Source organism: Actinomadura sp. WMMB 499, assembly GCF_008824145.1.
Classification (GTDB): domain Bacteria; phylum Actinomycetota; class Actinomycetes; order Streptosporangiales; family Streptosporangiaceae; genus Spirillospora.
This window is the reverse complement of sequence record NZ_CP044407.1, coordinates 5,505,348-5,531,802: the sequence shown is the minus strand read 5'-3', so window position 1 is coordinate 5,531,802 and position 26,455 is coordinate 5,505,348. Positions and strand designations below refer to the sequence as shown.

The window sequence follows — 26,455 nt, the reverse complement described above, 5'->3', positions numbered from 1 at the left end:
GCAGGAGTCTACGTCTCCGCGGCCCCCGCGTCGAACCGAAACCCGCGAAGATCGTCCGGTCCGGGTCGCCGGACACCGCCCGACCGGCCGGAACATATCGCTCGGGTCACCGTCCGTGGTCTGTAACGATAGGGGTATGAGCACTGACCGTCCTCGCATCTCCAAGCGCATCTCCGCGATCTCCGAGTCCGCCACGCTGGCCGTCGACGCCAAGGCCAAGGCGCTGAAGGCGGCCGGACGTCCGGTCATCGGGTTCGGCGCGGGCGAGCCCGACTTCCCGACGCCCGACTACATCGTCGAGGCGGCGGTGACCGCCTGCCGCGTCCCGCGGTTCCACAAGTACACGCCGGCCGGCGGCCTGCCGGAACTGCGCACGGCGATCGCCGAGAAGACCGCGCGGGACTCGGGCCTGCGGGTCGAGTCGTCCCAGGTCCTGGTGACCAACGGCGGCAAGCAGGCGGTGTACGAGGCGTTCGCGGCGCTGCTCGACCCGGGCGACGAGGTGCTCGTCCCGACGCCCTACTGGACGACCTACCCCGAGTCCATCAAGCTCGCGGGCGGCGTGCCGGTGGACGTCGTCGCCGACGAGACGACCGGGTACCGGGTGAGCGTCGAGCAGCTCGAGGCGGCCCGCACGGACCGGACGAAGGTGCTGCTGTTCGTCTCCCCGTCCAACCCGACCGGCGCCGTCTACACCCGCGACCAGATCGAGGCGATCGGCCGCTGGGCGGACGAGCACGGGCTGTGGGTGATCACCGACGAGATCTACGAGCACCTCGTGTACGGGGACGCGGAGTTCTGCTCGATGCCGGTCGTGGTGCCCGAGCTGGCCGACCGCACGCTCGTCCTGAACGGGGTCGCCAAGACGTACGCGATGACCGGCTGGCGGGTGGGCTGGATGATCGGTCCCGCGGACGTCGTGAAGGCCGCGCAGAACCTGCAGTCGCACGCGACGTCCAATGTGGCGAACGTCTCGCAGGCCGCCGCGCTCGCCGCCGTGACGGGCGACCTCGGCGCCGTCGCCGAGATGCGCAAGGCGTTCGACCGGCGCCGCCACACGATGGTGAAGATGCTGAACGAGATCCCCGGCGTGCTGTGCCCCGAGCCGGAGGGCGCGTTCTACGCGTACCCGTCGGTCAAGGAGCTGCTGGGCAAGGAGATCCGCGGCAAGCGCCCCGAGACGTCGGTGGAGCTGGCCTCGCTGATCCTGGAGGAGGCCGAGGTGGCGCTGGTGCCGGGCGAGGCCTTCGGCACGCCCGGCTACTTCCGGCTGTCGTACGCGCTCGGCGACGACGACCTCGTCGAGGGCGTGTCGCGGGTCGCGAAGCTGCTGTCCGAGGCGAGCTGAGCCGGACGGCGAACGGCGGGAAGGCCCCGGGCTCCGGCTCGGGGCCTTTTCCCGTTCCGCGTGCCCTACGGGCGGACGCCCTCGGCGATGCGCATGAGGTCGCCCGCGGCGGCGCCGCCCGCCTGGACGGTCGCGCCGACGCCCGGGCGCGGCAGCCAGGAGACCTGCCGCCCGTCGCCGGGTGCGGCGCCCGCCAGGGCCGGGATCCCGCGGACGGACGTGCGGGACGGCACCCCGGCGACCGGTACGAGGTCCTCGGGGCCGCCGATGCCGGGCCCCTCGACCAACCGGACCCGCACCCATCCGGGCTCGCCGCGCCATGCGCACACGGTCGCCGTCCCGGTGGAGCCGCGCTCGGTGGCGCACGGGCGCTCGGCGGCGAGACCGTCCGGCAGGTACGTGAGCCATCCGGGGACGGACGGGCGGGAGCCCGCGCCGGCACCGGGACGCCCGGGGGACGGTTCGTCCGGGGTGCCGGCACTCGGACGGGCCGTCCGGGGCTCCGGGGACGTGCGGTCGCTCGCGGACCCGGACGGCCCGGGCGCGGCCGGTGCGGGCCCGCGCTCGGGGGCCCCGGCCTCGGGACCGCCGGGGGCGGTCGCGGTCGTCTCCGGCGCCCCGGCGGGTACGGGCTGGATCGACCGGTAGGCCGGGACCAGCGCGAGCGCCGCGACGGACGCCCCGGCCACCGCGACGGCGGTGCGGGCGCGGGCCTTCCGGCGGCGGTGCCGCCGCCGGACGTCCGCGGCCAGCGACCGCGGCGCCCGCGTGCCCGCGACCCGTTCGGCCATGGCCCGGCGCAGTTCGCCGCGCAGTTCGTCCTCGACGTCCATCGTCATCCCCCCATCGGCGCCAGGTTCGTGTCGAGTCGTTCGCGGAGCCTGGCGAGTCCCCGCGACGCCTGGCTCTTGACCGTCCCGACGGAGCAGCCGAGCACCCGCGCCGTCTCCGCCTCCGAGAGGTCCTCCCAGAAGCGCAGGACGAGCACCGCGCGCTGGCGCGGGCCCAGCTTGCGCAGCTCGTCCATCAGCGCCCCTCTCAGCTCGACGGAATGGTGCGGCGACATGACCGGCGTCTCGGGGAGGCGGGCCATGTGGATCTCGCGCAGCACCTTCCAGCGCCGGGCCCGGCTGATCATCTGGTTCACCAGGATCCGCCGGACGTACGGCTCGGGATCGGTGTCGGCGTCGAGCCGGCCCCAGTGCCGGTAGGCCTTCTCGAGTGCGGTCTGCAGCATGTCCTCGGCGTCCTGCCCGGCGCCGCACAGCAGCGCCGCCGTGCGCAGCAGCGCGTTGCCGCGTGCCGCCACGAACTCCACGAACGACTCGTCGTCTCGACGCCCCACTGTGCTCCGTCCGGCTCGTGCGGTAACGGTCATCGGGGACGGGCGGTCCCGGTTCCCGGTCGGGACCGCCCGTCGGGTCCTTCGGGCCCGAGGCTCAGCGGGCCTCGCGCAGGGCGGTGGCCACGTCGGACACCTGGCCGAGCGCGGGCGAGCCGTGGACGTGCAGCGAGTAGCCGCTCGGGTCGTACACGAGCACGCCGTGGCCGCCCGGGAGCTGCCACGCGGCGGCCCCGGCGACGGTGACGGGGGTGCCGCCGGACGGGAGCTTCAGCGCCTGGCGGAACTCCTTCTCGGTGACGCCGGACGGCGTCTGGAGGCGCTGCACGCTCAGCCACTTCCCGGCCGCGCCCGTCCACTTCTGGGTGACCGTGCAGACCTTCTCGCCGCCGAGGTCGCGGGCGGCGCGGGACGTCGCCTCGTGGCGCAGCCCCTTGGTGAGCATGAGCGCCTTCTCCGCCGGGCCGCCGACCCGGACGGCCGGGTCGAGGTCGCGGCAGTCCAGCCGCGGCGCGGGCACGTCGGGGAGGGCGGGCGACGCGGGGACGCGCGCGTTCGGGGCGCCCGACCGCGCGGCCGCCGGGACGTCCTCGCCGTCCGGCGGGCAGGCGGGCAGTCCGGCCGCGTTGCGCTGCGCCTCCGCCGCCTTCTCCTTCGCGCCGTCGACGGCCTCGCCCGCCGCGCCCGCCGCGCCGTCCACGGCTCCGGCCGCACCGCCGGCCGCACCGCCGGCCGCACCGGTCGGCACGTCGGTCGGCACGCCGGTCTGGGGGAGGCCGTTGCGAGCGAGTTCCTTCGCCCTGGACTTCGCGGCCTCGGCCGCCTCGGTCGGGAGGTCCACGTCCGGAACGTCCTTCTGGCGGAGTCCCTCCGTTCCGGGCACGGCACCGGTTCCCGGGAGTGCCGCGCCGGGCTCGGGGAGCTTCGCTCCGGTCGGAACGCAGGTCGGCTCGGCGGCGGGCGCGGCGCCCGCCGCGGCCTCGCGCGCGTCCTCGGCGGGCGCGGCGGCGCCCGCGGTCGCGGCGGTGCCGGCGTCCGCGCCCGTCATCGCCCACGTGACGCCCCCGCCGACGGACAGCGTCCCGACGGCGGACGCGGCGATGAGGGCGGCCTTCAGCGTGATCATCGTGATTCCCTTCTGCCCCGCTTTACTCTTGCGCCCCTCGTCTACGCACGGACGGTGAGCAGGGTTGCACGGAAATCACATTTTTTTCGGTCATGTCCATGGGTGGTTATGGCCGCCGCGTGTCATGGGAGATAGTCCGGTGTGGTGATCCTGGTGGGGCGGGCGTTCAAGACGGCGCGCCGTCCGGCAACATTGGTCCATGGAGGCCCGTACCGTTCCCGCCCGTCCGGCCCGTGAGGGTCCCGTCACGCGCGGCGCCGCGCGTCCGGACACGGCGCTGCTGCCGAAGGCGCACCTGCACCTGCACTTCACCGGCTCGATGCGGCATTCGACGCTGGTGGAACTGGCCCGGCTGCACGGGGTGCACCTGCCGGACGCGCTCGTGGAGGACTGGCCGCCGCGGCTGCACGCGACGGACGAGCGGGGCTGGTTCCGCTTCCAGCGGCTCTACGACATCGCGCGGTCGGTCCTGCAGACCCCGGACGACCTGCGGCGGCTGCTGCGGGAGACGGCGGAGGACGAGGCCGCCGAGGGGTCGGGCTGGCTCGAGATCCAGGTCGATCCGAGCGGCTACGCGTCGAGGTTCGGCGGGCTCACCCCGACCGTGGAGCTCGTGCTGGACGCGGCGCGCGCGGCGTCGGCGGCGAGCGGCGTCGGCATCGGGGTGGTCATCGCCGCGAACCGGACGCGGCACCCGCTGGACGCCAAGACGCTCGCGCGGCTCGCCGTCCGGTACGCGGGGCGGGGCGTCGTCGGGTTCGGGCTGTCCAACGACGAGCGGCGGGGCCGCGCCTACGACTTCGAGGGCGCGTTCCGGATCGCGCGGCGGGGCGGCCTGCTGTCGGACCCGCACGGCGGCGAGCTGCTCGGGCCCGCGAGCGTCCGCGAGTGCCTGGAGACGCTGGGCGCCGACCGGATCGGCCACGGGGTGCGCGCCGTCGAGGACCCGCGGCTGCTGGAGGCCATCGCGAACCGCGGCGTGACGCTGGAGGTGTGCCCCGCGTCGAACGTGGGCCTCGGCGTCGCCGCGACGGCCGGGGACGTCCCGGTGCGGGCGCTGCGCGAGGCGGGGGTGCCGATCGCGCTCGGCGCCGACGACCCGCTGCTGTTCGGGTCGCGGCTCGCCCGGCAGTACGAGCTCGTCCGGTCCGAGCACGGGTTCTCCGATGCCGAGCTCGCCGAGCTGGCGCGGCAGTCGATCCGGGGGTCGGCCGCACCGGACGACGTCCGGCGGCGGCTCCTCGCGGGCATCGACGCCTGGCTCGCGGCCGCGCCGTCGAACTGAGCGCGCCCGGCCGGTCGCGGCCGGCTGGTCGGGCGGGGTCGGGTCGGGCGGTCAGGCGCCGATCTCGTCCGGGTGCCAGCGCCCGCGCCGCTCCAGGTGCGTCACCAGCAGGTCGCCGGCGCGCAGGATGTGCTCGCGCATCTCGATGCCCGCGCCGGGCCCGTCGCCCGCGCGCAGCGCGTCCAGGATCCGGCTGTGGTCGCGGACGGCGAGGCGCGGCCAGTCGGGCACGCCCCCGTACAGCCCGCGCGGCACGTAGCGGGCCGCCGCCCCCATCGACCAGGCCAGCTTCGGGGACGCGGCGGCCACGTTGATCCGCCGGTGGAAGTCCCGGTTGTGCTGCTCCATCAGGTCCGGGCGGTGGACGGTCCGGGCGTGCTCGAGCGCGTCGTGGAACGTGTCGAGGTCGCACAGCGCGGCGTCGTCCAGGCGGGCGGCGGCGCGCGCGGTCAGCTCGGCGGCGATGCCCGCCTGCACCCAGAACAGGTCGGCGACGTCCTGCTTCGACAGCGGCGCGACGACGAATCCGCGGCGCGGCTCGAGGACGACGAAGCCCTCGCTGCGCAGCGACTTCAGCGCCTCCCGGACGGGAGTGACGCTGATCTGGAACTCGGCGGCCAGCCGTTCGAGGCGCAGGTGCTCGCCGGGCCGGACGAGCCCGTCCACGATCAGTTCGCGGATGCGCGCGGCGACCTCGTCACCGAGCTGCAGGCGCGTTCCGGCCGGGCCCGGACTCGGCGGGCCCGAACTCGGCGGGCGCGGATCCACCGGCCGGGGATCCACCGGTCGCGGGTGCGGCGGTCGCGGGCCCGGCGGCGCGCCGGGCGTGTGCCGGGGCAGGGGGACGGCCACGGTGCACTCCCCAACGGACCCCGCCGCGGCCCCCGCGGACGTCGAAGGGCCCGCTTCGTTCATGCCCGCGCGAGCGCGTCCTGATGCCCGCGGACCCGAAGCCCGTTCGGCGCACGTGACCGGGGCGGGCCGGGGCCCTGGATCAGAGGGTCACGCCGACGAGGACCGGTTCGTTCACGAGCTCCACGCCGAACGCGTCCAGCACGCCGCCGCGCACCTCGCGGGCCAGGTCGAGCAGGTCGGCGGTGCGGCCGCCGTCCGGGTTGGTGAGCGCGAGGGTGTGCTTGCCGGAGATGCGCGCCGGTCCGGTGCCGTGCCCCTTCGCGAACCCGGCGCGGTCGATGAGCCACGCGGCGGACGTCTTGGTGCGCCCGTCCGGCTCGGGGTAGCGGGGGAACGCCGCGTCCGGGCCGAGCCGTTCGGCGACGCGCAGTTCCAGGGCGGCGAGCTGCGCGGGCTCCAGGACCGGGTTGGTGAAGAACGATCCGGCGCTGCGGGTGTCGGGGTCGGCGGGGTCGAGGACCATGCCCTTGCCGCGCCGCAGCTCCAGGACGGCGTCGCGCGCCTCCTTCAGCGAGACCCGCTCGCCGGGCCGCACGTCCAGCTTGCGCGCGAGTTCGGCGTACGCGATCGGCTGCGACTCCTCCGACTCGCGCAGCGCGTACGTCACGTCCAGCACGACGTACCGGCTGTGGCCCTTGAAGACGCTGTCGCGGTAGGTGAACCGGCACGCGTCCCGGTCGAGCGTCACCCACGCGCGGTCGCGCCGGTCGTAGGCCCGCACCGCCACGATCGTCTCGCTGACGTCCTGCCCGTAGGCCCCGACGTTCTGGATGGGCGTCGCGCCGACCCGTCCGGGGACGCCCGCGAGGCACTCGACGCCGGCGAGGCCGTCGGACACGCAGCGGGCGACGAACGGGTCCCAGTCCTCGCCGGCCCGGACGCGGACGTGCACCCGGTCGCCGTCGGCGGCGACGCGCTCGGTCCCGCGCGTGCCGACGTGCACGACCGTCCCGGGGAACCCGTCGTCGGCCACCACCACGTTGCTGCCGCCGCCGAGCACCAGCAGCGGCTCGCCCGCGTCGTCGGCCTCCCGGACCGCCGCGACGACCTCCTCCTCGGTGGTCGCCTCGACGAAGCGCCGGGCGGGGCCGCCCAGCCGCAGCGTGGTGTATCCGGCCAGGTTCACCTCTTCGGCGATCACCGCCACGTCGTCCATCCCTCCGTACGTTCGCGTCCGCACCGGCCGGGCGTCCCCGGCCGGTGCGGGCGGGCGCGCGCCCGATCAGGCGAGACGGACGACCGCCTTGGCGCGCGTGAGGACCTTCTGGTCGGCCGACCTGGCGGTGAGCGCCACGACGACCTTGCCGTCGTCCAGCTTCTCCTCCACCGTGCCGCTGATCTCCAGCGACGCGCCGCCCTCGTCGGGGACGACCACGGGCGAGGAGAACCGTACCCCGTAGTCGACGACCGCACCCGGGTCGCCGGCCCAGTCGGTGACGAACCGTCCGCCCTGGGCCATCGTGAACATGCCGTGCGCGATGACGTCCGGGAGCCCGACGGCCTTCGCGAACGACTCGCGCCAGTGGATCGGGTTGAAGTCGCCGGACGCGCCCGCGTACTTGACGAGGTCCGCGCGGTCGACCTTGTAGGTCTGCGCCGGGATCTCGGTGCCGACCTCGACGTCGGCGTAGTTCACCTTCGCGGTCATCCTCAGGCCCCCCGCTCCACGATCGTGTTGTAGGTCTTGCAGATGAGCTCGCCCTCGACCGTCTTGACGTCGGTCTCCACGACCATCTTCTCGTTGCTGCCGATCGACTTGATCTCGGTGATCGTCGACGTGCAGGTCACGACGTCGCCGGCCCGGACGGGGCGGGCGTACTCGAACCGCTGCTCGCCGTGCACGACCATCGCGTAGTTGAGGCCGAGGTCGGGGTCGGCGAGGCCGGGGTTGCCGAGCGACACCACGATCGGGAACGTGGGCGGGGCGATGACGTCGGGGTGCCCGGCCGCCTTGGCCGCGTCCGCGTCGCGGTAGATGGGGTTGCCGTCACCGATCGCGTCCGCGAACTCGCGGATCTTGACGCGGCTGATCTCGTAGGGCTCGCTGGGCGGGAAGCTCCGCCCGATGAAATCCCGGTTCAGTGCCATGCAGTCCGTCCTTCCAGGTCGACGGGGGGCGTCGCGCCCGGGTGCCCGCGCCGCCGGGCACCCGTCCCTCAACATCTGGACGGACGGTAACAGAATGACGTTCAGCCCGCCCTCGCGGGTCTCACCGGCGAGGACGGGCTGGACGTCGTGCTGTACGTGCAGGTGGGCAAGCCGCGAAGAAGTCGCTCCGCTCGGCTCCCGGGGAGGAGACGCGGTCGGCCGCTCGCACCCGGACGCGCCGGACGGTGCGGGCGGCACCACCGCGCTCGAGTCGAAATCCCCCGATTCCGCCTCAGGCGGACGAGGTCAGCGGGTCTCCCGGTGCGCACGGTGCGTGCGGCAGTTCGGGCAGTACTTCTTGATCTCGAGGCGGTCCGGGTCGTTGCGCCGGTTCTTCCGCGTGATGTAGTTGCGGTGCTTGCACTCCTGGCAGGCCAGCGTGATCTTCGGCCGGACGTCGGTGGCAGCCACGATGGAGTGCCTTTCTGAGCTAGGGACAAGGAACTTCGGACCGGGACCGCCCGTGCGGGCGGCCGGCGGTTCGGACCCAGCCTGCTCACCTCCCGGAGGAGGTGAGAGACCTGGGTAGTAGCGAGGGCCGGACTTGAACCGGCGACACAGCGATTATGAGCCGCTTGCTCTGCCTGACTGAGCTACCCCGCCGTGATGGTCGGTGTGGACCGGTTTTCAAGGATACCGGATGCCCACCGCAACCTCGGAACAGCATTTCCCGGACCGTGGTCGGGGACGCATGTCCACGTGGCCCCTTCGGGCCGCTTCACAGGTTACCCGGTACGCCGATGACCTGCGAATCGCCCCGCTGGAACCGGTGGGACGCTACCACAGCCCCTGTCACGAGGCGAATCCGGACGGGACGGCCCCTACCCGGCCGACCCCGGCCCGGCCCCGGCTTGATTCGAGCGAGCCCTGGAACGGCGAAGGCCGCCTTCCGGATAGTCCGGACGGCGGCCGTTGTGCCGTGGAGCCCCTTTACGGAATCGAACCGTAGACCTTCTCCTTACCATGGAGACGCTCTGCCGACTGAGCTAAAGGGGCTTGCGTCGTTCGCGCAGTGAAAACCATACACGGCCCGGGCACCACTTGCGAACCGAAAACCCCCGCCCTCCCCACGCACCCGCTCGGGGCAGTGAGACCGCAGGTCAGCGCAGCAGATGGCGGCCGATGACGAGCTGCTGGATCTGGCTCGTCCCCTCGTAGATGCGGAACAGCCGGACGTCCCGGTAGAACCGCTCGACGGCGACGCCTCGCATGTAGCCCATCCCGCCGTAGACCTGGACGGCGCGGTCGGCGACGCGCCCGACCATCTCCGAGCAGAAGTACTTGGCGCAGGACGGCCCGAGCTTGGTGTCCTCGCCGGCGTCGTAGGCGCGCGCGGCCTCCAGCACCATCGACCGTCCCGCGTACAGTTCGGCCTGCGAGTCGGCGATGAGCCCCTGCACGAGCTGGTACTCGCCGATCTTCCGGCCGCCCTGGGCGCGCTCCCGCGCGTACGCGACGGCCTCGTCCTGGATGCGCTGGGCGAGCCCCACGCAGACGGCGGAGATGCTGAGCCGTCCGTGCGCGAGGGACGCCATCGCGGTGCGGAACCCCGTGCCCTCCGGGCCGACCATCGCGCCGGCGGGGACCCGGACGCCGTCGAGGAGGACCTCGGCGGTGTGCGCCCCGCGCTGCCCCATCTTCGCGTCGGACGGCCCGACCTCCAGACCGTCCGTCCCCTTCTCGACGAGGAACGTGGAGATGCCGCGCGAGCCCTCGCCGCCCGTCCGGGCGAACACCATGAAGACGTCCGCCTCCGGGGCGTTGGTGATGAACCGCTTGGCGCCGTCGATGACGTAGTCGTCGCCGTCGCGGCGCGCCGACGTCGTCAGCGTGCTCGGGTCCGACCCGGCCTCGGCCTCGGTGAGCGCGAACGCGCCGACGGTCTCGCCGGACGCGAGGCGCGGCAGCCAGCGGTCCTTCTGCGCGTCCGTGCCGGCGTGCACGAGGACCTGGCCGGCGATGCCGTTGCTGGTCCCGAACATCGAGCGGAACGCGGGGCTGGCGTACCCGATCTCGAAGACGAGCCGGACCTCCTCGCTCAGGGACAGCCCGAGGCCGCCGTACTCCTCCGGCAGCGCGTACCCGAACAGGCCCATGTCGCGGGACGTCGCCCGCACCGCCTCCGGGATCGTGTCGGTCTCCTCGATCTCCTCCTCGCGCGGGATCACCTCGTCGCGGACGAAGCGGCGGACGGACTGCAGCACGTCATCGAAATCCTGTGGCTCCATGCGGCCATTCTAGAATCAGATTCGAGGATGGCGTCTAGAAGCGGACGAGGACGGCCGTCGCGTCATCGTGCCGCTTGCCCCGCCCCCCGGCGTCCGCGGGCCGCGCCGCCTCCGCCTCGCGGGTGCGCCGCAGCACCTCCGCCGGCCCCTCCTCCTCCAGCGCGCGCAGGAGCCCCGCCCAGCTCAGCAGCCCGAACCGCTCCACGAGACGGGACGCGCCGTCGCTCAGCACCGCGGCCCGCGACAGGCCCCGCAGCGGCACCCGTCCCGTCCGGGCCTCGTGCGCGGCCTCCGGCTTCGTGCTCGCGACCCAGAACCCGCCGGGGCTGTTGCGGGCCGCCCGGACGGCCGCCGGCGTGTAGCTCGGCAGCCGGTCGACCCGGTCGTCCCGGCAGACGAGCACGTCCGGCGGGGCCCCGGCTCCGGCGGCCGACTCGAACAGGATCGGGGAGTCGGCGAGGACGAGCCAGTCGACGGCGTCCGCGCGGCGCCGCAGCACCGAGACGGTCGCCGACGGGCTGTCGGGGTTGTCGAGGTCGCACGTCCCGGCGTGCGCCTCCCCCGTCACCTTGATCGCCTCGGCGACCAGGTCGGGCAGCGGCCGCCCGCCCTCCACCGCCAGGCCCGCCGCGATCCGCCCGCCGAGCCGCCGCACCAGCCACGCGGGGTCGTGCCGGCACCCGCTGTCCACCCCCGGCGGCGCGGTGGCCCCGTCCAGCAGCACGACCCATCCGGGCCCGGCCGCCACGAAGTCCTCGTTCTCCCTGCCCGGCGTCGCCTCGCTCGCATAGCTCACCTGCACGCGTCCAGATCTACCCGCACGGCACGTCCGTCCGGTACCGTCCGCCACCGAATCCTCACCGCGGAGCCCCCTGGGCGGCGGGCCCGTCACGCCGGGTGCGGGACGCCACGAGGCTCGGGTCGTCCGCGTAGAACCGGACGGACCGGACCCGCGCCCGCTTCCCGAGCGGACGCACGGCCACGACCGGCTCCGTCAGCTCGACCAGCACGTTCGTCTGCGCCCCGACCGCGACCGCGAGCCGCTCGCCGTCCACCCGGACCGGCCCGCTCTCGTCGTACCTGCGGACCGTCCGCACCGAGGCGATCTTCTCCCGCGGGATCCGCAGGTCGAAGAACGCCCCGTACCGGACGCGCACCTCCTCGTCCGTCACCACGTGCGGGCGCGTGACGCAGGCCGCGATGACCGCCAGCACGATCACGACCGAGTACAGATCGATCATCAGCACGGCCAGCCGGATCCCCGCCGGCACGCCGAGCGCCCCCAGCAGCACCTCCACCACGACCAGCTCGACCACCATCGCGGCCAGGAACGCGAGCATCGTCGCCGTCTGCGCCCCCGCGTACGGGACGCCCACCGCCCCCTCGGGCACCCCGTGCCGCCGGCGCGCCACGAGCATCGCCAGGCTGACCATGCCGTCCTTGTCGAACGCCATGACCCTGCGCACCTGCACGGGCACGATCGTCCGGTAGGCGCGCCGGACGGCCTCCGCCCGTCCCGCGTCCCGCCGCGCCGCCCGGTACAGCCGGAACGCCACCGTCCCCTCCAAGGCCAGCGCCGCGAGCACCACCGCCTCCCCCGCGACCACCACGGGACGGGGCACCGCCACGCCCGACACCAGCAGGACGAGCAGCACGATCTCGAACGGGAACAGCCCGAACAGCACGGCCCGCGCGACCCTCACCATCGCCGCACCCGCCGGAACACCTCGGCCTGCGCGGGGGTCATCCCGTCGAGCCACGGCCCTTCCGCGTCCTGCTCGGCCATGGCCCGCCGCAGCTCCTCGGGCATGTACGCCACGAGCTCCGCCGCGACCTCCGCGACGCGCGGATCGTCCACGTCCGCGTCCGCCAGCTCGTCCAGCCGCGCGTACAGGGCGCGCCCCCGGGCCGCCATGTCCGGCTCCGCCAGCGGGCGCAGCGTCTCGATCATCCACGCGCGCTCCGCGGGGCGGGCCACGGTGTCGACCAGCGCCAGCATCCCCCGATCGAGCTCCGCGATCTTCGAGTCGCCCCGCGTGATCTCCCGCAGCACCTCTCCGAGCTCCGGCGACACCGCCGAATCCGGGTTCAGCTCGCCGTCCTCCAGCAGCAGCGCCAGCCGCGCCCGCCGCGCCCGGATCGCGTCCTCCTGCCGCGCCAGGTCGGCGTCGAGCTCCCGCAGCACCTCCCGCAGGTCCCGGCCCCGATCGTCCGCGAGCACGTCCCGGACCTCGTCCAGCGACATCCCCAGTTCCACCAGCCGCCGCACCCGCGCGAGCAGCACCGCGTCCCGCATCCGGTACTCCCGGTAGCCGTTCGCGAGCCGCTCCGGTTCCGGCAGCAGCCCCTCGCGGTGGTAGTGCCGCACCGTCCGGGTCGACACCCCCACCAGGGCCGCGAGCTCTCCGATTCGCATGCGGTCATTCAAAACGTTGACGTCGCGTCAAGGTCAAGCCGCGTCGCCCCGCGTCAGCCCACGTCGCCGACGGCCGACACGGGCTGCACCGGTCCGCCGTCGAGCGCCTCCACCACCCGGCGGGCGGCCTCCCCCGGCTCCGCCCGATCGGTGTGCACCACGAGGTTGAACACCGGATCCTCGAGCGCGAGCACCTCCCGCCGCGTCCCGTCCCAGACCCCGAGGACGCCCCGCGCGTCCGCGTCGCCCCGCCGCTGCGCACGCAGCCCGCACACCTCCCGGGGCGCCCACAGCAGCACGCTCGTCCAGCCGAAGAACGGCACCGCGAGCTTCAGCCGCTGCAGGTCCGCGACCTCGACCAGCCGGACGACCGGAACCCGCCCCGCGTCCGCCGCCGCCTCCACGTCCCGCCGATCGACCGCGCGGAGCTCCCCGTCCCGCCGGAACTCGACCGCGACCCGTCCGTCCGCCCGCAGTTCCTCGAGCTCGCCCGCCGCCGCCTCCGGGGGCCGCACGAACCGTTCGTCCAGGCGGACCAGCTCCGCCGCGACGGTCGCCTTCCCGACCGCCGGGGGGCCGCAGAGGATCACCCCACGCCTCATCCCACCGACCCTACGCACGCCCGCCCCAGCCGCACCCCAAGCGAACCCCACGGAAACAGCGGGTCACGGCCGTCGTCCCCACGGCGGTGTCCGCGGGCCAACACTTAGCCCTTGCGCTAACTATCACCCCGCTGCCACACTTAGCCATGTGGCACAGTATTCGGCGCAGTTGGACGGGGTCTTCGCCGCCCTCGCGGACCCGACCCGGCGCGAGGTCGTCCGGCGCCTCGGCAGCGGGCCGACGAGCGTCGGCGACCTCGCGGGCGAGTTCCCCATGACCCTCCCCTCGTTCATGAAGCACGTGCGGACGCTCGAGTCGAACGGACTGATCCGCACGGTCAAGTCCGGCCGGGTGCGCACGTGCGTCCTCAACCGCGAGCGGCTCGCCCTGGTGGACGACTGGCTCGCGGAGCAGCGCCGCGTCTGGGAGGAGCGCACCGACCGCCTCGAACGTTTCGTCACCGACCCGAAGGAGAACCCGCGATGAACCCCGACCTCGACCTCGCCCTGGACCGGATCATCCGCGCGCCCCGCGCGACCGTGTGGCGGGCCTGGACCGACCCGTCCAGGCTCGAACGGTGGTGGGTCCCGGCCCCCTCGCACTGCCGGGTGGACCGCCTGGACGTGCGTCCCGGCGGGGCGTTCGTGACACGGCTGAGCGACGACGGGGCGGCGTTCGTCCCGCACCTGGACGCGTGCTTCCTCGCCGTCGACGAACTCGAGCGGCTCGTGTTCACCAACGCGGTCGACGGCACGTGGGGCCCCGCGAGTCCCGACCCGGTCGCGATGACCGCCGAGATCAGGCTGGCCGACCACCCGGACGGCACGGACTACCGGATCGTCGTCCGGCACGCCGACCCGGAGGCTCGCGCCCGGCACGAGAAGCTCGGCTTCGCCGAAGGCTGGGGCACGGTCGCCGCCCAGCTGGCCGCACTCGCGGAGGGCACGGCGTGAAGATCACCCTCACCGAGTTCGTCACGCTCGACGGGGTCAGCCAGGGCCCCGGCTCGCCCCAGGAGGACACCACCGGCGGATTCGCCCTCGGCGGCTGGCTCGTCCCGCACATGGACGAGACGTTCGTCCGGCGCGCGTCCGACTGGCTCGACCTCGCCGACGGCCTGCTGCTCGGGCGCCGGACCTACGAGGCGTTCGCCCGCGACTGGCCGGAGATCACCGACCCCGCCGACCCGTTCGCCGAGCGGATGAACACCCTGCCGAAGTACGTCGTCACGAACACCCTCACCGAAGGAACCTGGAACCCCACGACCATCCTCAAGGGCGACCCGATCCCCGCGCTCAGCGACCTCAAGGCCCGCCCCGGCCGCGAACTGCAGATCCACGGCAGCGCCCGCCTCGGCGACTCGCTTCTGTCCGCGGGCCTGATCGACACGCTCCGCCTCGTCGTCGCCCCCGCCGTCTTGCGGACCGGCCAGCGGCTGCTGACCGGCACCGGCGCCCCCTCCGGCCTCCGCCTCCTCCGGCACGAGGCCACGCCGAACGGTCTGCTGCTCCTCGAGTACGAGGTGGCCGGCGCCGCGAGCCAGGGCGAGTACGAGGGCGTCGCCGCCTTCAGCTGAGCGCTCGCAGCAGGTCCCGCGTGTAGGCCGCGAGCCGCTCGGCGTCCCCGGGATCCAGGGTTCGCAGGGACGGGTCGACGGGCTCGCCCCGGTCGATCGCCGTCAGCGCGCTCGACGGCGGCCGGTCGATCCACTCGACGACCGGCCGGACCGCGTCACCGACGGGACGGGCGAAGAACCTCGCGAGCACCCTGATCGCGTTCCGGACGAGCGGGTTCGGATGGGCGTCCGCTCCGCTCCGGGTGAATCCGGGGTGATAGAGCACGTAGGGCACCTGCCCCTCGGCCCGCCGGGCGAACGCGACACCGAGCAGGTCGTTCGCGCGGCCGGCCTGGAGCTGGGCGCGCACCTGCCGGTAGCCGCGCGTCAGCTGCGGATCGTCCCAGAAGATCCGTCCCGCGGTGTTCCCGACCCCGGCCACGTTGATGATCACGGGCCTCGGGGCGGCGTCGAGCAGCGGGCGCAGCCGCTGACCGAGCAGGTAGCGGCTCAGGTAGTAGAGGGCGAAGGTGGACTCCAGCCCGTCCGGGGTCTCCGCGCGCCTGGGATGGACGCGGTTGGCGAACAGCGCCAGCGCGTCCACGGCCCCGTGCCGCTCGGCGATCTCCGCGGCGACGCGTTCGACCTCGGCGATCGACGACAGGTCGGCGCGCAGGAACCGCAGGTTCGGATTCGCGGCCTGATCGACCAGCGCGCGGCCCCTCGCCTCGCTGCTGCCGATCACGGTGACGCGGTCGCCCCTGGCCAGCCGGTCCAGGGCCACCGCCCGTCCCATGCCGGCGGTCCCGCCGCTGATGATGACGGTCTTGGGCGATTCGTCGGACACTGCACGTCTCCTTAGGCTCGTACCGGCACGTCCGAGTCTGAGGTGACCTGCCAACGGACGAAAGAAGGCACTTACATGTCCGGTACGCACACCGATGTTCCTTCGGTGCTGGCCCACGACCTGCCACGTCCGGTGCCCGCCGACGAACTGGCCGCGTGCCCCGTCGGGGACGTGTTCCGGCGCGTGGGCGACAAGTGGAGCATGCTGCTGGTGATCCTGCTCGGCGGGCGCCCGCACCGCTACAACGAACTCCACCGCTCCATCGACGGCATCAGCCAGCGCATGCTGACCCGCACCCTCCGGAACCTGGAGGCCGACGGGCTCGTCCGGCGCGAGGTGCACCCGACGGTGCCGCCCGGCGTCGAGTACAGCCTGACCCCGCTCGGCCGCACGCTGCTCGACCCCCTGTCGGCGCTCGCCGACTGGGCCGTGGCCCACGAGGCGGAGATCAACGAGTCCCGCGCCCGCCACGGTTCCTGACGGCGGTCAGTGCTCGACCCGGCCGCCCGGAAGCGTCCAGTTGGACGTGCCGCCCGGCGGTATGTGACGCGCGAGCAGCACCCGTCCGTCCGCGACGCACACGGCGTACGCCGCCAACCGGAAACTCACCCGGCCCCTCCCCGGCACGTCCATGAACGCCAACGGCCCCTGACCGTGTTGAAGCTGGTCAGGGGCCGTTCTAGGCTGGTGTGGCGGGTCCAGGATTCGAACCTGGGTAGGCTAAGCCGACGGATTTACAGTCCGCTCCCATTGGCCACTCGGGCAACCCGCCGTGGTGTCGCGCTCGGCGACGGCACTGGAAAGAATAGCGGACGGTGCGAGTGGACGTGACATCGGTGGTGGGTGAGGTTCGCGGGTGCAGGCGCTAGTCTGCGCTTGAGCTGTGTTGACGTGGTGAGGTTTGTGGTGCGTTCAGGAACGATCTTCAGTTTCGACAATGTCCGCGGGTACGGGTTCATCGTCCCGGACGGGGGCGGCGAGGACGTGTTCGTCCACGCCAACGACCTGCTGGACGACAAGGGTCTGTTCACGCCCGGGACGTCGGTCGAGTTCGAGGTGGCGCAGGGGGAGCGGGGGCCGAAGGCGTTCGCCGTGCGGGCGCTCGAGCCGCGTCCGGACGCGGAGCCGCCGGTGCGGCGGCCCGAGTCGTTCGAGGACGACGCGCTGTGCGACGTGCTGTCGCCGCGGGAGTTCAGCAACGAGGTCACCGACGTGCTGCTGGTCAAGGTGCCCGAGCTCACGGGCGGGCAGATCGTGAAGATCCGCGAGAGCCTGCTGGGGGTGGCGCGGAAGCACGGGTGGACCGAGGACTGAGGGTCGATACGCTTCGTCGACGTGCTAGTTGCTGGTGAGGGGACGTCCGATGGCCGACAGTAGTTTTGACATCGTCTCTAAGCTCGACCGGCAGGAGGTCGACAACGCGCTGAACCAGGCCGCGAAAGAGGTGGCCAACAGGTTCGACTTCCGGGGCGTGGACGCGGGGGTCAAGTGGTCCGGGGAGGCCATCGAGATCCAGGCGAACACCGAGGAGCGCGCGAACGCCGTGCTGGACGTGCTGAAGGACAAGCTCGTCAAGCGGGGGATCTCGCTGAAGGCGATCGATCCGGGAGAGCCGAAGGCGTCGGGGAAGCTTTACAAGCTCGGCGTGGGGCTGAAGGAGGGCATCTCCCAGGAGGACGCGAAGAAGATCGGCAAGATCGTCCGCGATGAGGGCCCGAAGGGCGTGAAGGCGCAGATCCAGGGGGACGAGCTGCGGGTCAGTTCGAAGAAGAAGGACGACCTGCAGGACGTCATCTCGCTGCTGAAGGGCAAGGATCTCGATGTCGCCCTGCAGTTCGTGAACTATCGATAGCGAGAGCGCGCCGGCCGTCTCCCCCGCAGAGACGGCCGGCGCGCTCTCGTTGTCTATGACGCCGCGGAGCCGGGTGTGGTTCGCTCGAGTTCGTCGAGTGTTCGGGCGAGGTCGCTGAGGTCGAGGTCGAGGACGCGGGCCAGGGACGCGACGGTGAAGAAGGCGGGCGCGGCGATGGCGCCGCGTTCGATCTTGCGGAGGGTGTCGAGGGAGATTCCGGCGTCGTGGGCGACGGCGGCGGCGCTGCGGGGGCCTCGGGCGGCGCGCAGGATCCGGCCGAGGGCCTTGCCCCGGTCGCGCTGCTCCTCTGTCTGGGGGGTACGGACCATGTCAGTTGCGCCCCATGCGTTCGAGGCGGGCGATCCTCTCGGCGGTCGGGGGTGTGTGGAGAACAGCTTGCCGATGCCGGCGCCCTGGAACGGGTTGGCGATCATCAGGGAGCTCGTGGTGGCGAGCTCGGGGTCCTGGGGCAGGGGCATCGCCCTGGTGCCGGCTTCGATCTTGCGCAGCGCGGACGCGAGGGCGAGGGGGTCGCCGGTGATGCGGGCCCCGGCGGCGTCGGCGGTGTACTCGCGGGTCCGGCTGATCGCCATCTGGACGACCATGGCGGCGACGGGGCCGAGGACGAGCATGAGGAGGGCGCCGAGGACGCCCGGGCCGTCGTCGTCCTCGGACCGGCCGAGCGGCAGGAAGATCGCGAGGTGCGACAGGTAGGTGATCACGGTCGCGATGGCGGCGGCGACCGAGGAGATCAGGATGTCGCGGTTGTAGACGTGCGAGAGTTCGTGCCCGAGGACGGCGCGGAGTTCGCGTTCGTCCAGCATGCGCAGGATGCCGCGGGTGCAGCAGACGGCGGCGTTGCGCGGGTTGCGGCCGGTGGCGAACGCGTTGGGCTGCATGGTCTCGGAGACGTAGAGGCGCGGCATGGGCCGGCGCTGGGAGGTCGCCAGTTCGCGGACGAGCCGGTACAGGACGGGTGCTTCGACCTCGCCGACCGGGTGCGCGCGCATGGAGCGCAGCGCGATGCGGTCGCTGAAGAAGTAGGCGACGCCGTTGGTGCCGAGCGCGATGATCAGCGCGATCGTGAGGCCGGCGCCGCCGCCGATCACCCAGCCCACGGCGAGCATCAAGGCCGACAGCGCAGCGATGAGTGCCGCGGTTTTGATGCCGTTGAACTGCACTTTTCCGAAGCCTCCCCGTTTGCTCCACCCATGAACGGAACGGGGTGACCTGGCGAAACGTTCCCGTCAGCTCGCGGCGGTCACCGTCTGCAGGATGACCTGCGGCGCGACGGACAGGACGAGCGCGCCCGCGGCGGTCGCGGCGACGGCGGCGCGAACGGGCAGGCCGGGGACGGTGTCGGGTGCGGCGGCGGCGGGCGTCCCGAACAGGCGGGCCGCCCAGAGCAGGTAGTAGTACAGCCCGATGACGGTGTTGATCGCCATGACGACGGCGAGCCAGACGACGTCGCCGGCGACGACGCCGCGGAACACGACGACCTTCGCGAACAGCCCCATGACGCCGGGCGGGAGCCCGGCGAGGCAGATCAGGAAGAACGCGAGGGCGGCGGCGGTGAGGGGGCGGCGGCGGGCGAGGCCCCGGTAGTCGTCGAGGGTGTCGATCGCCTGGGCGCGCTCGTCGGTGCGGCGGCGGAAGCCGGTGACGACGGCGAACGCGCCGAGGTTCATGACGGCGTAGAACGCGACGTAGGCGGTGGTGGCGGCGACGGCCTCGGGCAGGTTCCGGGTGCCGACCGCGAGCGGCGCCAGCATGTACCCGGACTGCGCGACGGACGACCAGGCGAGCAGCCGGATCGCGGTGCGCTGGCGGAGCGCGAGGAGGTTGCCGAGCGTCATCGTGACGGCGGCGAGGACGGCGACGAGCGGGCCCCACACGTGCGCGTAGGCGGGGAACCCGAGGGACAGGACGATCGCGAGCCCGGCGAATCCGGCGGCTTTCGACACGACGGACAGGAACGCCGCGACGGGGAGGGGGGCGCCCTGGTAGACGTCCGGGGCCCAGAAGTGGAACGGGACGGCGGCGACCTTGAACCCGAACCCGGCGAGGACGAGGACGATCCCGGCGGCGGCGACCGCGTCGAGTCCGGCGGGGAGTTCCTCGAGGGCGGGGGCGATGCGGTCGAGGTGCATCGCGCCGGTCGCGCCGTAGAGGAGGCTGACGCCGAACAGCATGATCGCGGCGGACACCACGGAGACGAGGAAGAGCTTGAGCGCGGCCTCGGAGGCGGTGCCGTCGTAGCGGCGCAGGCCGGCGAGCGCGAACACCGGGAGCGAGAGGGTTTCGAGGGCGACGACCAGGAGGATCAGGTCGCGGGCGGCGACGAGGGCGAGGGCGCCGGTGACGGCCGCGAGGAGGAGGAAGTGGTACTCCCCCGCCGGGATCCGGGCGTCGGTGATCTGCTGCGCCGACAGCAGGACGACGACCGCGGCGGCGAGGAGCACGACCCCCTGGAAGGTGAGCGTGAAGCCGTCGGCGACGTACGAGCAGGACGCGGGGCCGTCGCCGCGCAGGCCGTCCGGCAGGCAGAACGTGGCGCGCCGGTCGCCGGTGCCGAGCGCGAGGACGGCGGCGAAGGCGGCGAGGAGGGCGCCGGCCGACAGCGGGCCGAGGAGGCGGCGGGGGACGCCGAACGCGTCGCCGAGCAGGACGCCGATGGCGGCGAGCGCGACGATCAGCGCGGGCGCGACGGCCGCGTAGTCGATGCTCTGGATCATCAGCCGCCTCCGAGCAGGGCGCGGACGGGCGCGGTCGTCACGTCCAGCAGGGTCTTCGGCCACAGCCCGATGAGCAGGGTGAGCGCGACCAGGGGCAGCCAGGCCGCGTACTCCTGGACGGTGACGGCGCTCTTCGCGGACGGCGCGTCCGGTGGTTCGGAGCGGCCGTGGGTGATCTTGGAGAGCATGCGCAGGAAGTAGGCGGCGGTGAGGACGGCGCCGAGCGCGGCGACCGCCAGGAAGATCCAGAACGCGGTGCGGGGCAGGTCGGGGGCGGGCCGGTACGCGCCCATGAGGGCCATCATCTCGCCCCAGAACCCGGCGAGTCCGGGCAGGCCGAGGGACGCGACGGACGCGAACGTCAGGACGGACGCGAGGCGCGGCGACGTCGCGAGCATCCCGCCGCCGAGGGCGTCCAGGTCGGTGCTGCCCCAGCGTTCCTTGATCGCGCCGGCGAGGAAGAACAGCAGGCCGGTGATGAGCCCGTGCGCGATGTTGCCGAACAGCGCGGCGTTGACGCCGACGGGCGTCAGCGTCGCGATGCCGAGCAGCACGAACCCCATGTGCCCGACGGACGAGTAGGCGATCATCCGTTTGAGGTCGCGCTGGGCGAGGCAGGCGAGCGCGCCCCAGACGATGCCGATCACGGCGAGGAGCGCGAGTACCGGCGCCCAGAACGCGGCGCCGTCCGGGGCGAGCGGCAGCGCGACGCGCACCAGCCCGTAGGTGCCCATCTTCAGCATGACCCCGGCGAGCAGGACGGACCCGACGGTCGGCGCCTCGGTGTGCGCGTCGGGCAGCCACGTGTGCAGCGGCCACATCGGCGCCTTGACCGCGAACCCGAGCCCCATCAGGGCGAACGCGGTGATCTGCAGGCCGTGCGCGAGCCCGGAGCCGTGCCGGTCGGCGAGCTCGGTCATGTCGAGCGTCCCGGCGTCGACGGCGACCAGCAGCATCCCGGCGAGGAGCAGCCCGGAGCCGAGGAGGGTGTAGAGGATGAACTTGTCCGCGGCGGCGCGGCGTCCCGGACCGCCCCACAGCATGATCACCGCGTACATCGGGATCAGGACGACCTCGAAGAACACGAAGAAGAGGACGAGGTCGAGGGACGTGAACGTGCCGAGCAGCCCCACCTCCAGGACGAGCAGGAGGGCGGTCAGCAGCCGCACGTCGCCGCCGTCCGGCACGTGCCGGAGCAGGTGCAGGAAGCACAGGAAGGTGAGGAGGGCGGTGAGGGCGACGAGCGGGAGGCTGACGCCGTCGACGCCGAGGTGGAAGCGCAGGCCGATCGCCGGCGCCCACTCCCGGTCGATCTCGAGCTGGACGGTCGAGGCGGCGCCGTAGTCGAACGCGTTGAGCGCGGCGACGGCCACGAGCAGCGTCGCGCCGGACGTGAACGCCCCGAACCGGCGGACGGCCGGGCCGGTCGCGAGGAACCGCTCGCGCGGGAGGAGGAGGGCGAGCGCCCCGACGAGCGGGATCGCCATCATCACGACGAAGATCACTGGAAGATCACCACCACGGCCGCGATGACGACGACGCCCGCGACCAGGCCCGTCAGGTACGTCTGCGGGTTGCCGTTCTGCGGGACGCGGAGCGGCCCGGCGATCCGGCGCGCCGACCGCCCGGTCTCGACGACGGCGGTGTCGATGCCGCGCGCGTCCGCCGTCACGACGAGCCGGGCCAGCGCGCGGAGCGGGCGCACGATGGCCGCCGCGTACAGCTCGTCCAGGTAGAAGGCCCGGGCCAGGACGGGACGGACGGGCCCCAGCGCGCGCGCCGGGTCGAGTGCGGGATCGCGGTTCCAGACGACGAACGCGGCACCCGCGCCGAGCGCGGTCAGGACGGCGCCGAGGAGCGCGGACCCGAGGTGCGGCCGCAGTTCGTCCGCGCCGAGCCCGAAGAACCCGAGGATCGCGGCGGGGACGGCGAGCGCCGCGACCGTCCACGACATGACCTTCGAGGGCTCGCGGACGTCGTGCGTCCCGCGCGGCTCGCCGAAGAACGTCATCAGCCAGGTGCGGGCCGCGTAGGCGGCGGTGAGGACCACGGTGAGGAGAAGGCCGAGGTAGACGAGCCAGGCGATGCCGGTGGGGATGCTCTGACCGTAGGTGGGCTCCAGCTTCAGGAGGGCGTCGCTTATGGCCGGGGTCAGAGGCACGTGGGGAGGCGATCCCGTGGTCTCCGACAACCGGACGGACCCGACGACCATGAGCCCCGGCCCCCGCACCTCGTCGTACAGCGTGCCGCCGTGCAGGGCGGAGTGCTGGGCGGCCTCGATGACCGAGTCCTTGCTGAACCAGCCGGACAGCGGCGGGACGCCCGCGAGCGCGCCGAACCCGATCGTCGCCGACCAGAACGTGATCGGCATGCCGTGCCGCAGGCCGCCGTAGCGGGCGAGCATGTTCGTGCCGGTCGTGACGATCACGCACCCGGCGGCGAGGAACAGCAGCGCCTTGAACGCGCCGTGCGAGAGCAGGTGGAAGATCGCGGGGGTGTGCGCCCCGACGGCGAGGCCCGCGGCCATCACGCCGAGCTGGCTGATCGTGGAGTACGCGAGGACGCGCTTGAGATCGTCCTGCGCGAGGGCCGCGAGCGCCGCGCCGACCATCGAGATCACCGCGAGGACGCCGAGGACGGCGAGTGCCGCCGGGGCCGCCGCGAACACGCCGAACAGCCGGGCGACGACGTAGACGCCCGCCGCGACCATCGTCGCGGCGTGGATGAGCGCGCTGATCGGCGTCGGGCCCGCCATCGCGTCCGGCAGCCAGGTGTGCAGCGGGAACTGGGCGCTCTTGCCGACGACCCCGGCGAGGAGCAGCAGCGCGGCGACGGTGAGGGTCGTCTCCGAAAGTCCGCCGATGCTCCGCAGGACGTCGTCGAGTTCGAACGATCCGGCGCTCACCCCGAGGACGATGACGCCGACGAGGAATCCGGCGTCGCCGAGCCGCGTCGTCAGGAACGCCTTGACCGCCGCCCGCGAGTACTCCCGCTCCTCCCAGTGGTGGCCGATCAGGAAGTACGAGCAGATGCCCATGACCTCCCAGCCGACGTACAGGACGATCAGGTCGGCGGCGAGGACGACGAGCAGCATCGCCGACGTGAACAGCGACACGAACGCGGCGTAGGACGAGTAGCGGCGGTCACCGTCGAGGTAGACGACCGAGTACACCTGGACGGCGAGGGCGACGCAGCACACCATCAGCGCGACGACGGCCGACAGCCCGTCCACCTGCAGCCCGACCCGGATCGGGACGGTGCCGGTGTCGACGACCGCGAGTGCGCCCGTCCGGGTCCCCGGCTCGCGCCAGACGGTGAACGCGACGATCGCCGCGAGGACGAGCGCGGCCGCCGCCGGGACGCACGCGATCAGCGCGGGCCCGTTGCGGAGCGGCGAGCGCGGGGGCGTGCCGCCGCGCAGCGCGCGGGTCAGGCGGGGACCGAGGAGGAATCCGGCGAGGGCGGCGGCGAACGGGAGGAGCACGGTCAGGGAGGCGAGCAGGATCACCGGGCGGCCTCCTCGTCCCGGGCGCCGGAGCCGCCCGGTTCGTCCGGTCGCTCGCTCTGGCGCTCGTCCTCGCGTTCGCCGGACGGACGCGCCGGACGTCCGTCCGTCCGGTCCTCGGCGAGGTCGCGGAGCCGGTCGACGTCGACCATGCGGCGGTTGCGGTAGACGAGCAGGACGATCGCCAGCCCGATCCCGATCTCCGCCGCGGCGATGACGATCGTGAACAGGGTGAGGACCTGGCCGCCGTGCAGCCGGTCCTGGAGCCAGATGTCGAACGTGACGAGGTTCAGGTTCACGGCGTTCAGCATCAGCTCGACCGACATCAGGACGAGGATCGCGTTCCGCCGGGCCAGCACCCCGTACACGCCGATCGAGAACAGCAGGGCGGCGACGACCGTGGGATAGGCGAGGTGCATCAGCGCTCGCCTTCCCGGTCGGTCTCGCGACCGTCCTGCCGGCCGGCGTCGCGGTCGGCGCCTTCGCCGCGGTCGCGGTCGTCCTTCGTGCGGACGTCCGAGCGCGACAGCACGATCGCGCCGACCAGGGACGCCAGCAGCAGCACCGACAGCACCTCGAACGGCAGCACCCACGTGCGGAACACCGCCGAGCCGAGTTCCTCGGCCGAGCCGCCGCCGTCCCGCAGCGGCGTCCGCTCGTCCCCGAACCCCATGACGAGCACGGTGACCAGGACGGCGGCGGTCGCGACGGCCACGAGGGCGGCGACCCACCGGTTCGGGGAGTCGAGGTCGGCGGAGTCGCCGATCGGCGCGCGGGTCAGCATGATCCCGAACAGCAGCAGCACCACGATCGCGCCGACGTAGATCAGCACCTGCACCCACGCGACGAACTCGGCCGTCAGCACCAGGTAGCCGCCGGCCAGCGCGCCGAACGACACGACCAGCCACAGCGCCGCGTGGACGAGCCGACGCGTCGTCACCACGAGCAGCGCGGAGCCCACGGCGACCACGCCGAGCAGCGTGAAGACGATCTCCTGGCCGGTCACCGGCCGGCCTCCGGGGGCCTGCGGGCGGCGCGGGCGGCGGCCTTCTCCGCCGCGCCGAGCTCCTTCGGGTCCTCGGCGGCCGGGTCGGGGGCCTGCGGCGGCGGGACCGTCCACATCCACTCCCGCAGCCGGTCCTTCTCGTGCGTCAGCTCGGCGATGTCGTACTCGGCGTACTCGAACTCCGGCGACCAGAACAGCGCGTCGAACGGGCACACCTCGATGCAGATGCCGCAGTACATGCACAGCGCGAAGTCGATGGCGAAGCGGTCGAGGACGTTCCGTGTGCGCGCGCGCCCACCGCCCTCGGCCGGGAGGGTCTCCTTGTGGGAGTCGATGTAGATGCACCAATCCGGGCACTCACGGGCACACAGCATGCACACCGTGCAGTTCTCCTCGAACAGGGCGATGACGCCCCTGCTGCGCGGTGGCAGATCGGGCTGCACTTCCGGATACTGGCGCGTGATGGAACGCCGCGTCATCGTCCGCAACGTGACGGCCAGCCCCTTGGCCAGCCCGCCTCCTGGTAGCCGTCCCACGGCCCCATGATTGCGTACTGAGGGGCGTGGGGGAACGCGACGGCCGCCGCGTTCGTCGTACGAGACGTGGGACCGCCGGTCCGTACCGCGATCGGCCTGCGGCGAGGAGGTCAGGTGAGCCACGCGAACGGCCCCAAAGAAAACGGACCGGGACGGAACGGGGACGCTCCGCCGCACGCTCCGCGCCCCCCGCACCCGCCCCGCCCGCCGCACGCTCCGCGCCCCCCGCACCCGCCCCGCCCGCCGCACGCTCCGCGCGTCCCGCACGGCGGCCCGCCGCGCCCCTACGGGTCGCCGCCGTGGCGCGCCCCGCACTCCCCGGCGGCCCCGGCCCCGGTGCCGGGCCCGCCGCCCGTGCCGATCGTGGCCCCGGCGGCCTCGCGCGGGGTCGGCTGGGCGCTCATCCCGCTGCTCACCTTCGGGTACGGGACGCCCTTCTCGTTCATGTACGCCGCGGTGAAGCAGCGTTCGGTGGGGCTCGGCGTCGCCGCCACCGGCTACGGCGCCGGGCTGATGGCCGTGATGGCGTCCTTCGGGTTCGACAGCCTGCTGTTCAGCGCGATCGGCTCGTTCCTGATGATGCTGCTGTGGATCGGCGGCACCGGCCACGCGCTCGCGGCGCGGTCGCGGGTGTTCCCGAAGGAGCCGCCGCGCAACCTCGCGAACGAGCACGCCATCGAGGTCGCCAAGTTCCGCCGGACGCTGCGCGACGAGGCCCGCGCCCTCGCGGCGAACGACCCGGCCCTGGCACGCGAGCTGCGCATCGGCCGTCCCGACGAGCCCCGCACCTACGACGACGGCGGCCTCGTCGACGTCAACCACGCCCCGCCGAACATCATCGCGGCGCTGCCGGGCATGACGCCCGAGCTGGCCGAACGGGTCATCAAGCGGCGCGCGGAGACGGGCCCGTTCATCTCCGTCGAGGAGATGGTGGTGGACGCCGACCTGCCGCCCGACGTCCTCCCCCAGCTCGCCGACTTCACGATCTTCCTCCCGTAACGCCCGGCT

At 73.3% G+C, this 26,455-nt stretch carries 31 protein-coding genes, 3 tRNA genes and 1 pseudogene; 9 read left to right on the top strand and 26 right to left on the bottom strand.

Features of this window, described 5'->3' with window-relative positions:
• The first annotated feature begins 136 nt into the window (after positions 1-136).
• Entirely contained in the window at positions 137-1,348 is a 1,212-nt protein-coding gene (locus tag F7P10_RS24810; protein ID WP_151012689.1) for a pyridoxal phosphate-dependent aminotransferase, read from the top strand.
• A 65-nt stretch (positions 1,349-1,413) separates the two neighbouring features.
• Here the strand turns inward: F7P10_RS24810 and F7P10_RS24805 are convergent, their stop codons facing one another.
• From F7P10_RS24805 to F7P10_RS24795, 3 genes are all read right to left on the bottom strand, one after another.
• A complete protein-coding gene (locus F7P10_RS24805) occupies positions 1,414-2,181 on the bottom strand; it encodes a hypothetical protein (RefSeq protein WP_218040135.1) in 768 nt (255 codons plus the stop codon).
• Positions 2,182-2,183: 2 nt separating this feature from the next.
• A complete protein-coding gene (locus F7P10_RS24800) occupies positions 2,184-2,693 on the bottom strand; it encodes a SigE family RNA polymerase sigma factor (protein ID WP_254716001.1) in 510 nt (169 codons plus the stop codon).
• Between the two features lie 94 nt (positions 2,694-2,787).
• A complete protein-coding gene (locus tag F7P10_RS24795) occupies positions 2,788-3,816 on the bottom strand; it encodes a hypothetical protein (RefSeq protein ID WP_151012683.1) in 1,029 nt (342 codons plus the stop codon).
• Positions 3,817-4,135: 319 nt separating this feature from the next.
• Between F7P10_RS24795 and F7P10_RS24790 the strand changes: the two genes are divergently transcribed.
• Entirely contained in the window at positions 4,136-5,101 is a 966-nt protein-coding gene (locus F7P10_RS24790) for an adenosine deaminase (RefSeq protein WP_254716801.1), read from the top strand.
• 51 nt (positions 5,102-5,152) lie between these two features.
• On the opposite strand, the gene F7P10_RS24785 is transcribed toward F7P10_RS24790, so the two are convergent.
• The 12 genes from F7P10_RS24785 to F7P10_RS24730 all read right to left on the bottom strand — a co-directional run bounded on the left by F7P10_RS24785 (position 5,153) and on the right by F7P10_RS24730 (position 13,410).
• A complete protein-coding gene (locus tag F7P10_RS24785; RefSeq protein ID WP_151012679.1) occupies positions 5,153-5,953 on the bottom strand; it encodes a GntR family transcriptional regulator in 801 nt (266 codons plus the stop codon).
• A 142-nt stretch (positions 5,954-6,095) separates the two neighbouring features.
• Positions 6,096-7,172 (bottom strand): UDP-N-acetylmuramate dehydrogenase, encoded by a 1,077-nt coding sequence (locus F7P10_RS24780; protein WP_151012677.1) that lies wholly within the window; start codon positions 7,170-7,172, stop codon positions 6,096-6,098.
• Between the two features lie 66 nt (positions 7,173-7,238).
• Positions 7,239-7,664 carry a MaoC family dehydratase gene (locus F7P10_RS24775; RefSeq protein ID WP_151012675.1) on the bottom strand — a complete coding sequence of 142 codons (426 nt, stop codon included), beginning with the start codon at positions 7,662-7,664 and terminating at the stop codon, positions 7,239-7,241.
• Positions 7,665-7,666: 2 nt separating this feature from the next.
• Complete coding sequence (locus F7P10_RS24770) at positions 7,667-8,104, bottom strand: MaoC family dehydratase N-terminal domain-containing protein (protein WP_151012673.1); 438 nt, start codon at positions 8,102-8,104, stop codon at positions 7,667-7,669.
• Between the two features lie 306 nt (positions 8,105-8,410).
• Positions 8,411-8,575 carry a 50S ribosomal protein L33 gene (gene rpmG, locus F7P10_RS24765; protein ID WP_067812252.1) on the bottom strand — a complete coding sequence of 55 codons (165 nt, stop codon included), beginning with the start codon at positions 8,573-8,575 and terminating at the stop codon, positions 8,411-8,413.
• A gap of 118 nt (positions 8,576-8,693) precedes the next feature.
• Positions 8,694-8,767 (bottom strand) — tRNA-Met (locus F7P10_RS24760).
• A gap of 317 nt (positions 8,768-9,084) precedes the next feature.
• A tRNA-Thr gene (locus tag F7P10_RS24755) sits at positions 9,085-9,160 on the bottom strand.
• Between the two features lie 104 nt (positions 9,161-9,264).
• Positions 9,265-10,392, bottom strand: a complete 1,128-nt coding sequence (locus tag F7P10_RS24750) for an acyl-CoA dehydrogenase family protein (protein WP_151012671.1) — start codon at positions 10,390-10,392, stop codon at positions 9,265-9,267.
• Between the two features lie 34 nt (positions 10,393-10,426).
• On the bottom strand, positions 10,427-11,194 hold the full coding sequence (locus tag F7P10_RS24745; protein WP_151012669.1) for a protein phosphatase 2C domain-containing protein: 768 nt from the start codon (positions 11,192-11,194) through the stop codon (positions 10,427-10,429).
• 55 nt (positions 11,195-11,249) lie between these two features.
• Positions 11,250-12,098 (bottom strand): hypothetical protein, encoded by an 849-nt coding sequence (locus tag F7P10_RS24740; RefSeq protein WP_151012667.1) that lies wholly within the window; start codon positions 12,096-12,098, stop codon positions 11,250-11,252.
• A complete protein-coding gene (locus tag F7P10_RS24735) occupies positions 12,092-12,808 on the bottom strand; it encodes a MerR family transcriptional regulator (protein ID WP_151012665.1) in 717 nt (238 codons plus the stop codon). Before F7P10_RS24735 ends, F7P10_RS24740 begins: the two co-directional genes overlap by 7 nt.
• Positions 12,809-12,861: 53 nt before the next feature.
• On the bottom strand, positions 12,862-13,410 hold the full coding sequence (locus F7P10_RS24730; RefSeq protein ID WP_151012663.1) for a guanylate kinase: 549 nt from the start codon (positions 13,408-13,410) through the stop codon (positions 12,862-12,864).
• A gap of 148 nt (positions 13,411-13,558) precedes the next feature.
• Here F7P10_RS24730 and F7P10_RS24725 point away from each other — a divergent pair, with 148 nt between their 5' ends.
• The 3 genes from F7P10_RS24725 to F7P10_RS24715 are packed head-to-tail and all read left to right on the top strand — an operon-like array spanning position 13,559 to position 14,987.
• Positions 13,559-13,897: a helix-turn-helix transcriptional regulator gene (locus F7P10_RS24725; RefSeq protein WP_151012661.1), complete on the top strand. Its 339-nt coding sequence runs from the start codon at positions 13,559-13,561 to the stop codon at positions 13,895-13,897.
• Positions 13,894-14,364 (top strand): SRPBCC domain-containing protein, encoded by a 471-nt coding sequence (locus tag F7P10_RS24720; RefSeq protein ID WP_151012659.1) that lies wholly within the window; start codon positions 13,894-13,896, stop codon positions 14,362-14,364. The genes F7P10_RS24725 and F7P10_RS24720 overlap by 4 nt, the downstream gene beginning before the upstream one ends.
• Positions 14,361-14,987, top strand: a complete 627-nt coding sequence (locus F7P10_RS24715) for a dihydrofolate reductase family protein (protein WP_151012657.1) — start codon at positions 14,361-14,363, stop codon at positions 14,985-14,987. The genes F7P10_RS24720 and F7P10_RS24715 overlap by 4 nt, the downstream gene beginning before the upstream one ends.
• Here F7P10_RS24715 and F7P10_RS24710 read toward each other — a convergent pair.
• Entirely contained in the window at positions 14,980-15,813 is an 834-nt protein-coding gene (locus F7P10_RS24710; RefSeq protein WP_254716000.1) for an SDR family NAD(P)-dependent oxidoreductase, read from the bottom strand. The genes F7P10_RS24715 and F7P10_RS24710 overlap by 8 nt on opposite strands.
• Before the next feature lie 75 nt (positions 15,814-15,888).
• Between F7P10_RS24710 and F7P10_RS24705 the strand changes: the two genes are divergently transcribed.
• A complete protein-coding gene (locus F7P10_RS24705) occupies positions 15,889-16,293 on the top strand; it encodes a helix-turn-helix domain-containing protein (protein ID WP_151012655.1) in 405 nt (134 codons plus the stop codon).
• 6 nt (positions 16,294-16,299) lie between these two features.
• On the opposite strand, the gene F7P10_RS45135 is transcribed toward F7P10_RS24705, so the two are convergent.
• Both F7P10_RS45135 and F7P10_RS24695 read right to left on the bottom strand, forming a co-directional pair.
• Entirely contained in the window at positions 16,300-16,422 is a 123-nt protein-coding gene (locus F7P10_RS45135) for an NUDIX domain-containing protein (RefSeq protein WP_302851359.1), read from the bottom strand.
• An 81-nt stretch (positions 16,423-16,503) separates the two neighbouring features.
• Positions 16,504-16,585, bottom strand: a tRNA-Tyr gene (locus F7P10_RS24695).
• A gap of 134 nt (positions 16,586-16,719) precedes the next feature.
• Here F7P10_RS24695 and F7P10_RS24690 point away from each other — a divergent pair.
• Both F7P10_RS24690 and F7P10_RS24685 read left to right on the top strand, forming a co-directional pair.
• Positions 16,720-17,127 carry a cold-shock protein gene (locus F7P10_RS24690; protein WP_151012653.1) on the top strand — a complete coding sequence of 136 codons (408 nt, stop codon included), beginning with the start codon at positions 16,720-16,722 and terminating at the stop codon, positions 17,125-17,127.
• A gap of 49 nt (positions 17,128-17,176) precedes the next feature.
• A complete protein-coding gene (locus F7P10_RS24685; protein ID WP_151012651.1) occupies positions 17,177-17,665 on the top strand; it encodes a YajQ family cyclic di-GMP-binding protein in 489 nt (162 codons plus the stop codon).
• Between the two features lie 53 nt (positions 17,666-17,718).
• Here F7P10_RS24685 and F7P10_RS24680 read toward each other — a convergent pair whose 3' ends face one another.
• The 8 genes and pseudogenes from F7P10_RS24680 to F7P10_RS24645 all read right to left on the bottom strand — a co-directional run bounded on the left by F7P10_RS24680 (position 17,719) and on the right by F7P10_RS24645 (position 25,447).
• Positions 17,719-17,994 carry a helix-turn-helix domain-containing protein gene (locus F7P10_RS24680; RefSeq protein WP_151012649.1) on the bottom strand — a complete coding sequence of 92 codons (276 nt, stop codon included), beginning with the start codon at positions 17,992-17,994 and terminating at the stop codon, positions 17,719-17,721.
• Position 17,995: 1 nt separating this feature from the next.
• Positions 17,996-18,846 (bottom strand): annotated as a pseudogene (gene htpX / locus F7P10_RS24675) (zinc metalloprotease HtpX).
• Positions 18,847-18,912: 66 nt separating this feature from the next.
• Positions 18,913-20,400, bottom strand: coding sequence for an NADH-quinone oxidoreductase subunit N (locus F7P10_RS24670; RefSeq protein ID WP_151012647.1), 1,488 nt, complete (start codon positions 20,398-20,400; stop codon positions 18,913-18,915).
• A complete protein-coding gene (locus tag F7P10_RS24665) occupies positions 20,400-21,905 on the bottom strand; it encodes a NuoM family protein (protein ID WP_368077422.1) in 1,506 nt (501 codons plus the stop codon). The genes F7P10_RS24670 and F7P10_RS24665 overlap by 1 nt, the downstream gene beginning before the upstream one ends.
• Positions 21,902-23,908 (bottom strand): NADH-quinone oxidoreductase subunit L, encoded by a 2,007-nt coding sequence (locus tag F7P10_RS24660; RefSeq protein WP_151012645.1) that lies wholly within the window; start codon positions 23,906-23,908, stop codon positions 21,902-21,904. The genes F7P10_RS24665 and F7P10_RS24660 overlap by 4 nt, the downstream gene beginning before the upstream one ends.
• Positions 23,905-24,324 carry an NADH-quinone oxidoreductase subunit NuoK gene (nuoK, locus tag F7P10_RS24655; protein ID WP_151012643.1) on the bottom strand — a complete coding sequence of 140 codons (420 nt, stop codon included), beginning with the start codon at positions 24,322-24,324 and terminating at the stop codon, positions 23,905-23,907. The genes F7P10_RS24660 and nuoK overlap by 4 nt, the downstream gene beginning before the upstream one ends.
• Positions 24,324-24,911 (bottom strand): NADH-quinone oxidoreductase subunit J, encoded by a 588-nt coding sequence (locus F7P10_RS24650; protein WP_151012641.1) that lies wholly within the window; start codon positions 24,909-24,911, stop codon positions 24,324-24,326. The genes nuoK and F7P10_RS24650 overlap by 1 nt, the downstream gene beginning before the upstream one ends.
• Positions 24,908-25,447 (bottom strand): NADH-quinone oxidoreductase subunit I, encoded by a 540-nt coding sequence (locus F7P10_RS24645; RefSeq protein WP_176611645.1) that lies wholly within the window; start codon positions 25,445-25,447, stop codon positions 24,908-24,910. Before F7P10_RS24645 ends, F7P10_RS24650 begins: the two co-directional genes overlap by 4 nt.
• Positions 25,448-25,561: 114 nt before the next feature.
• Between F7P10_RS24645 and F7P10_RS24640 the strand changes: the two genes are divergently transcribed.
• Positions 25,562-26,446 carry a helix-hairpin-helix domain-containing protein gene (locus F7P10_RS24640; RefSeq protein WP_151012639.1) on the top strand — a complete coding sequence of 295 codons (885 nt, stop codon included), beginning with the start codon at positions 25,562-25,564 and terminating at the stop codon, positions 26,444-26,446.
• Positions 26,447-26,455 lie beyond the last annotated feature (9 nt).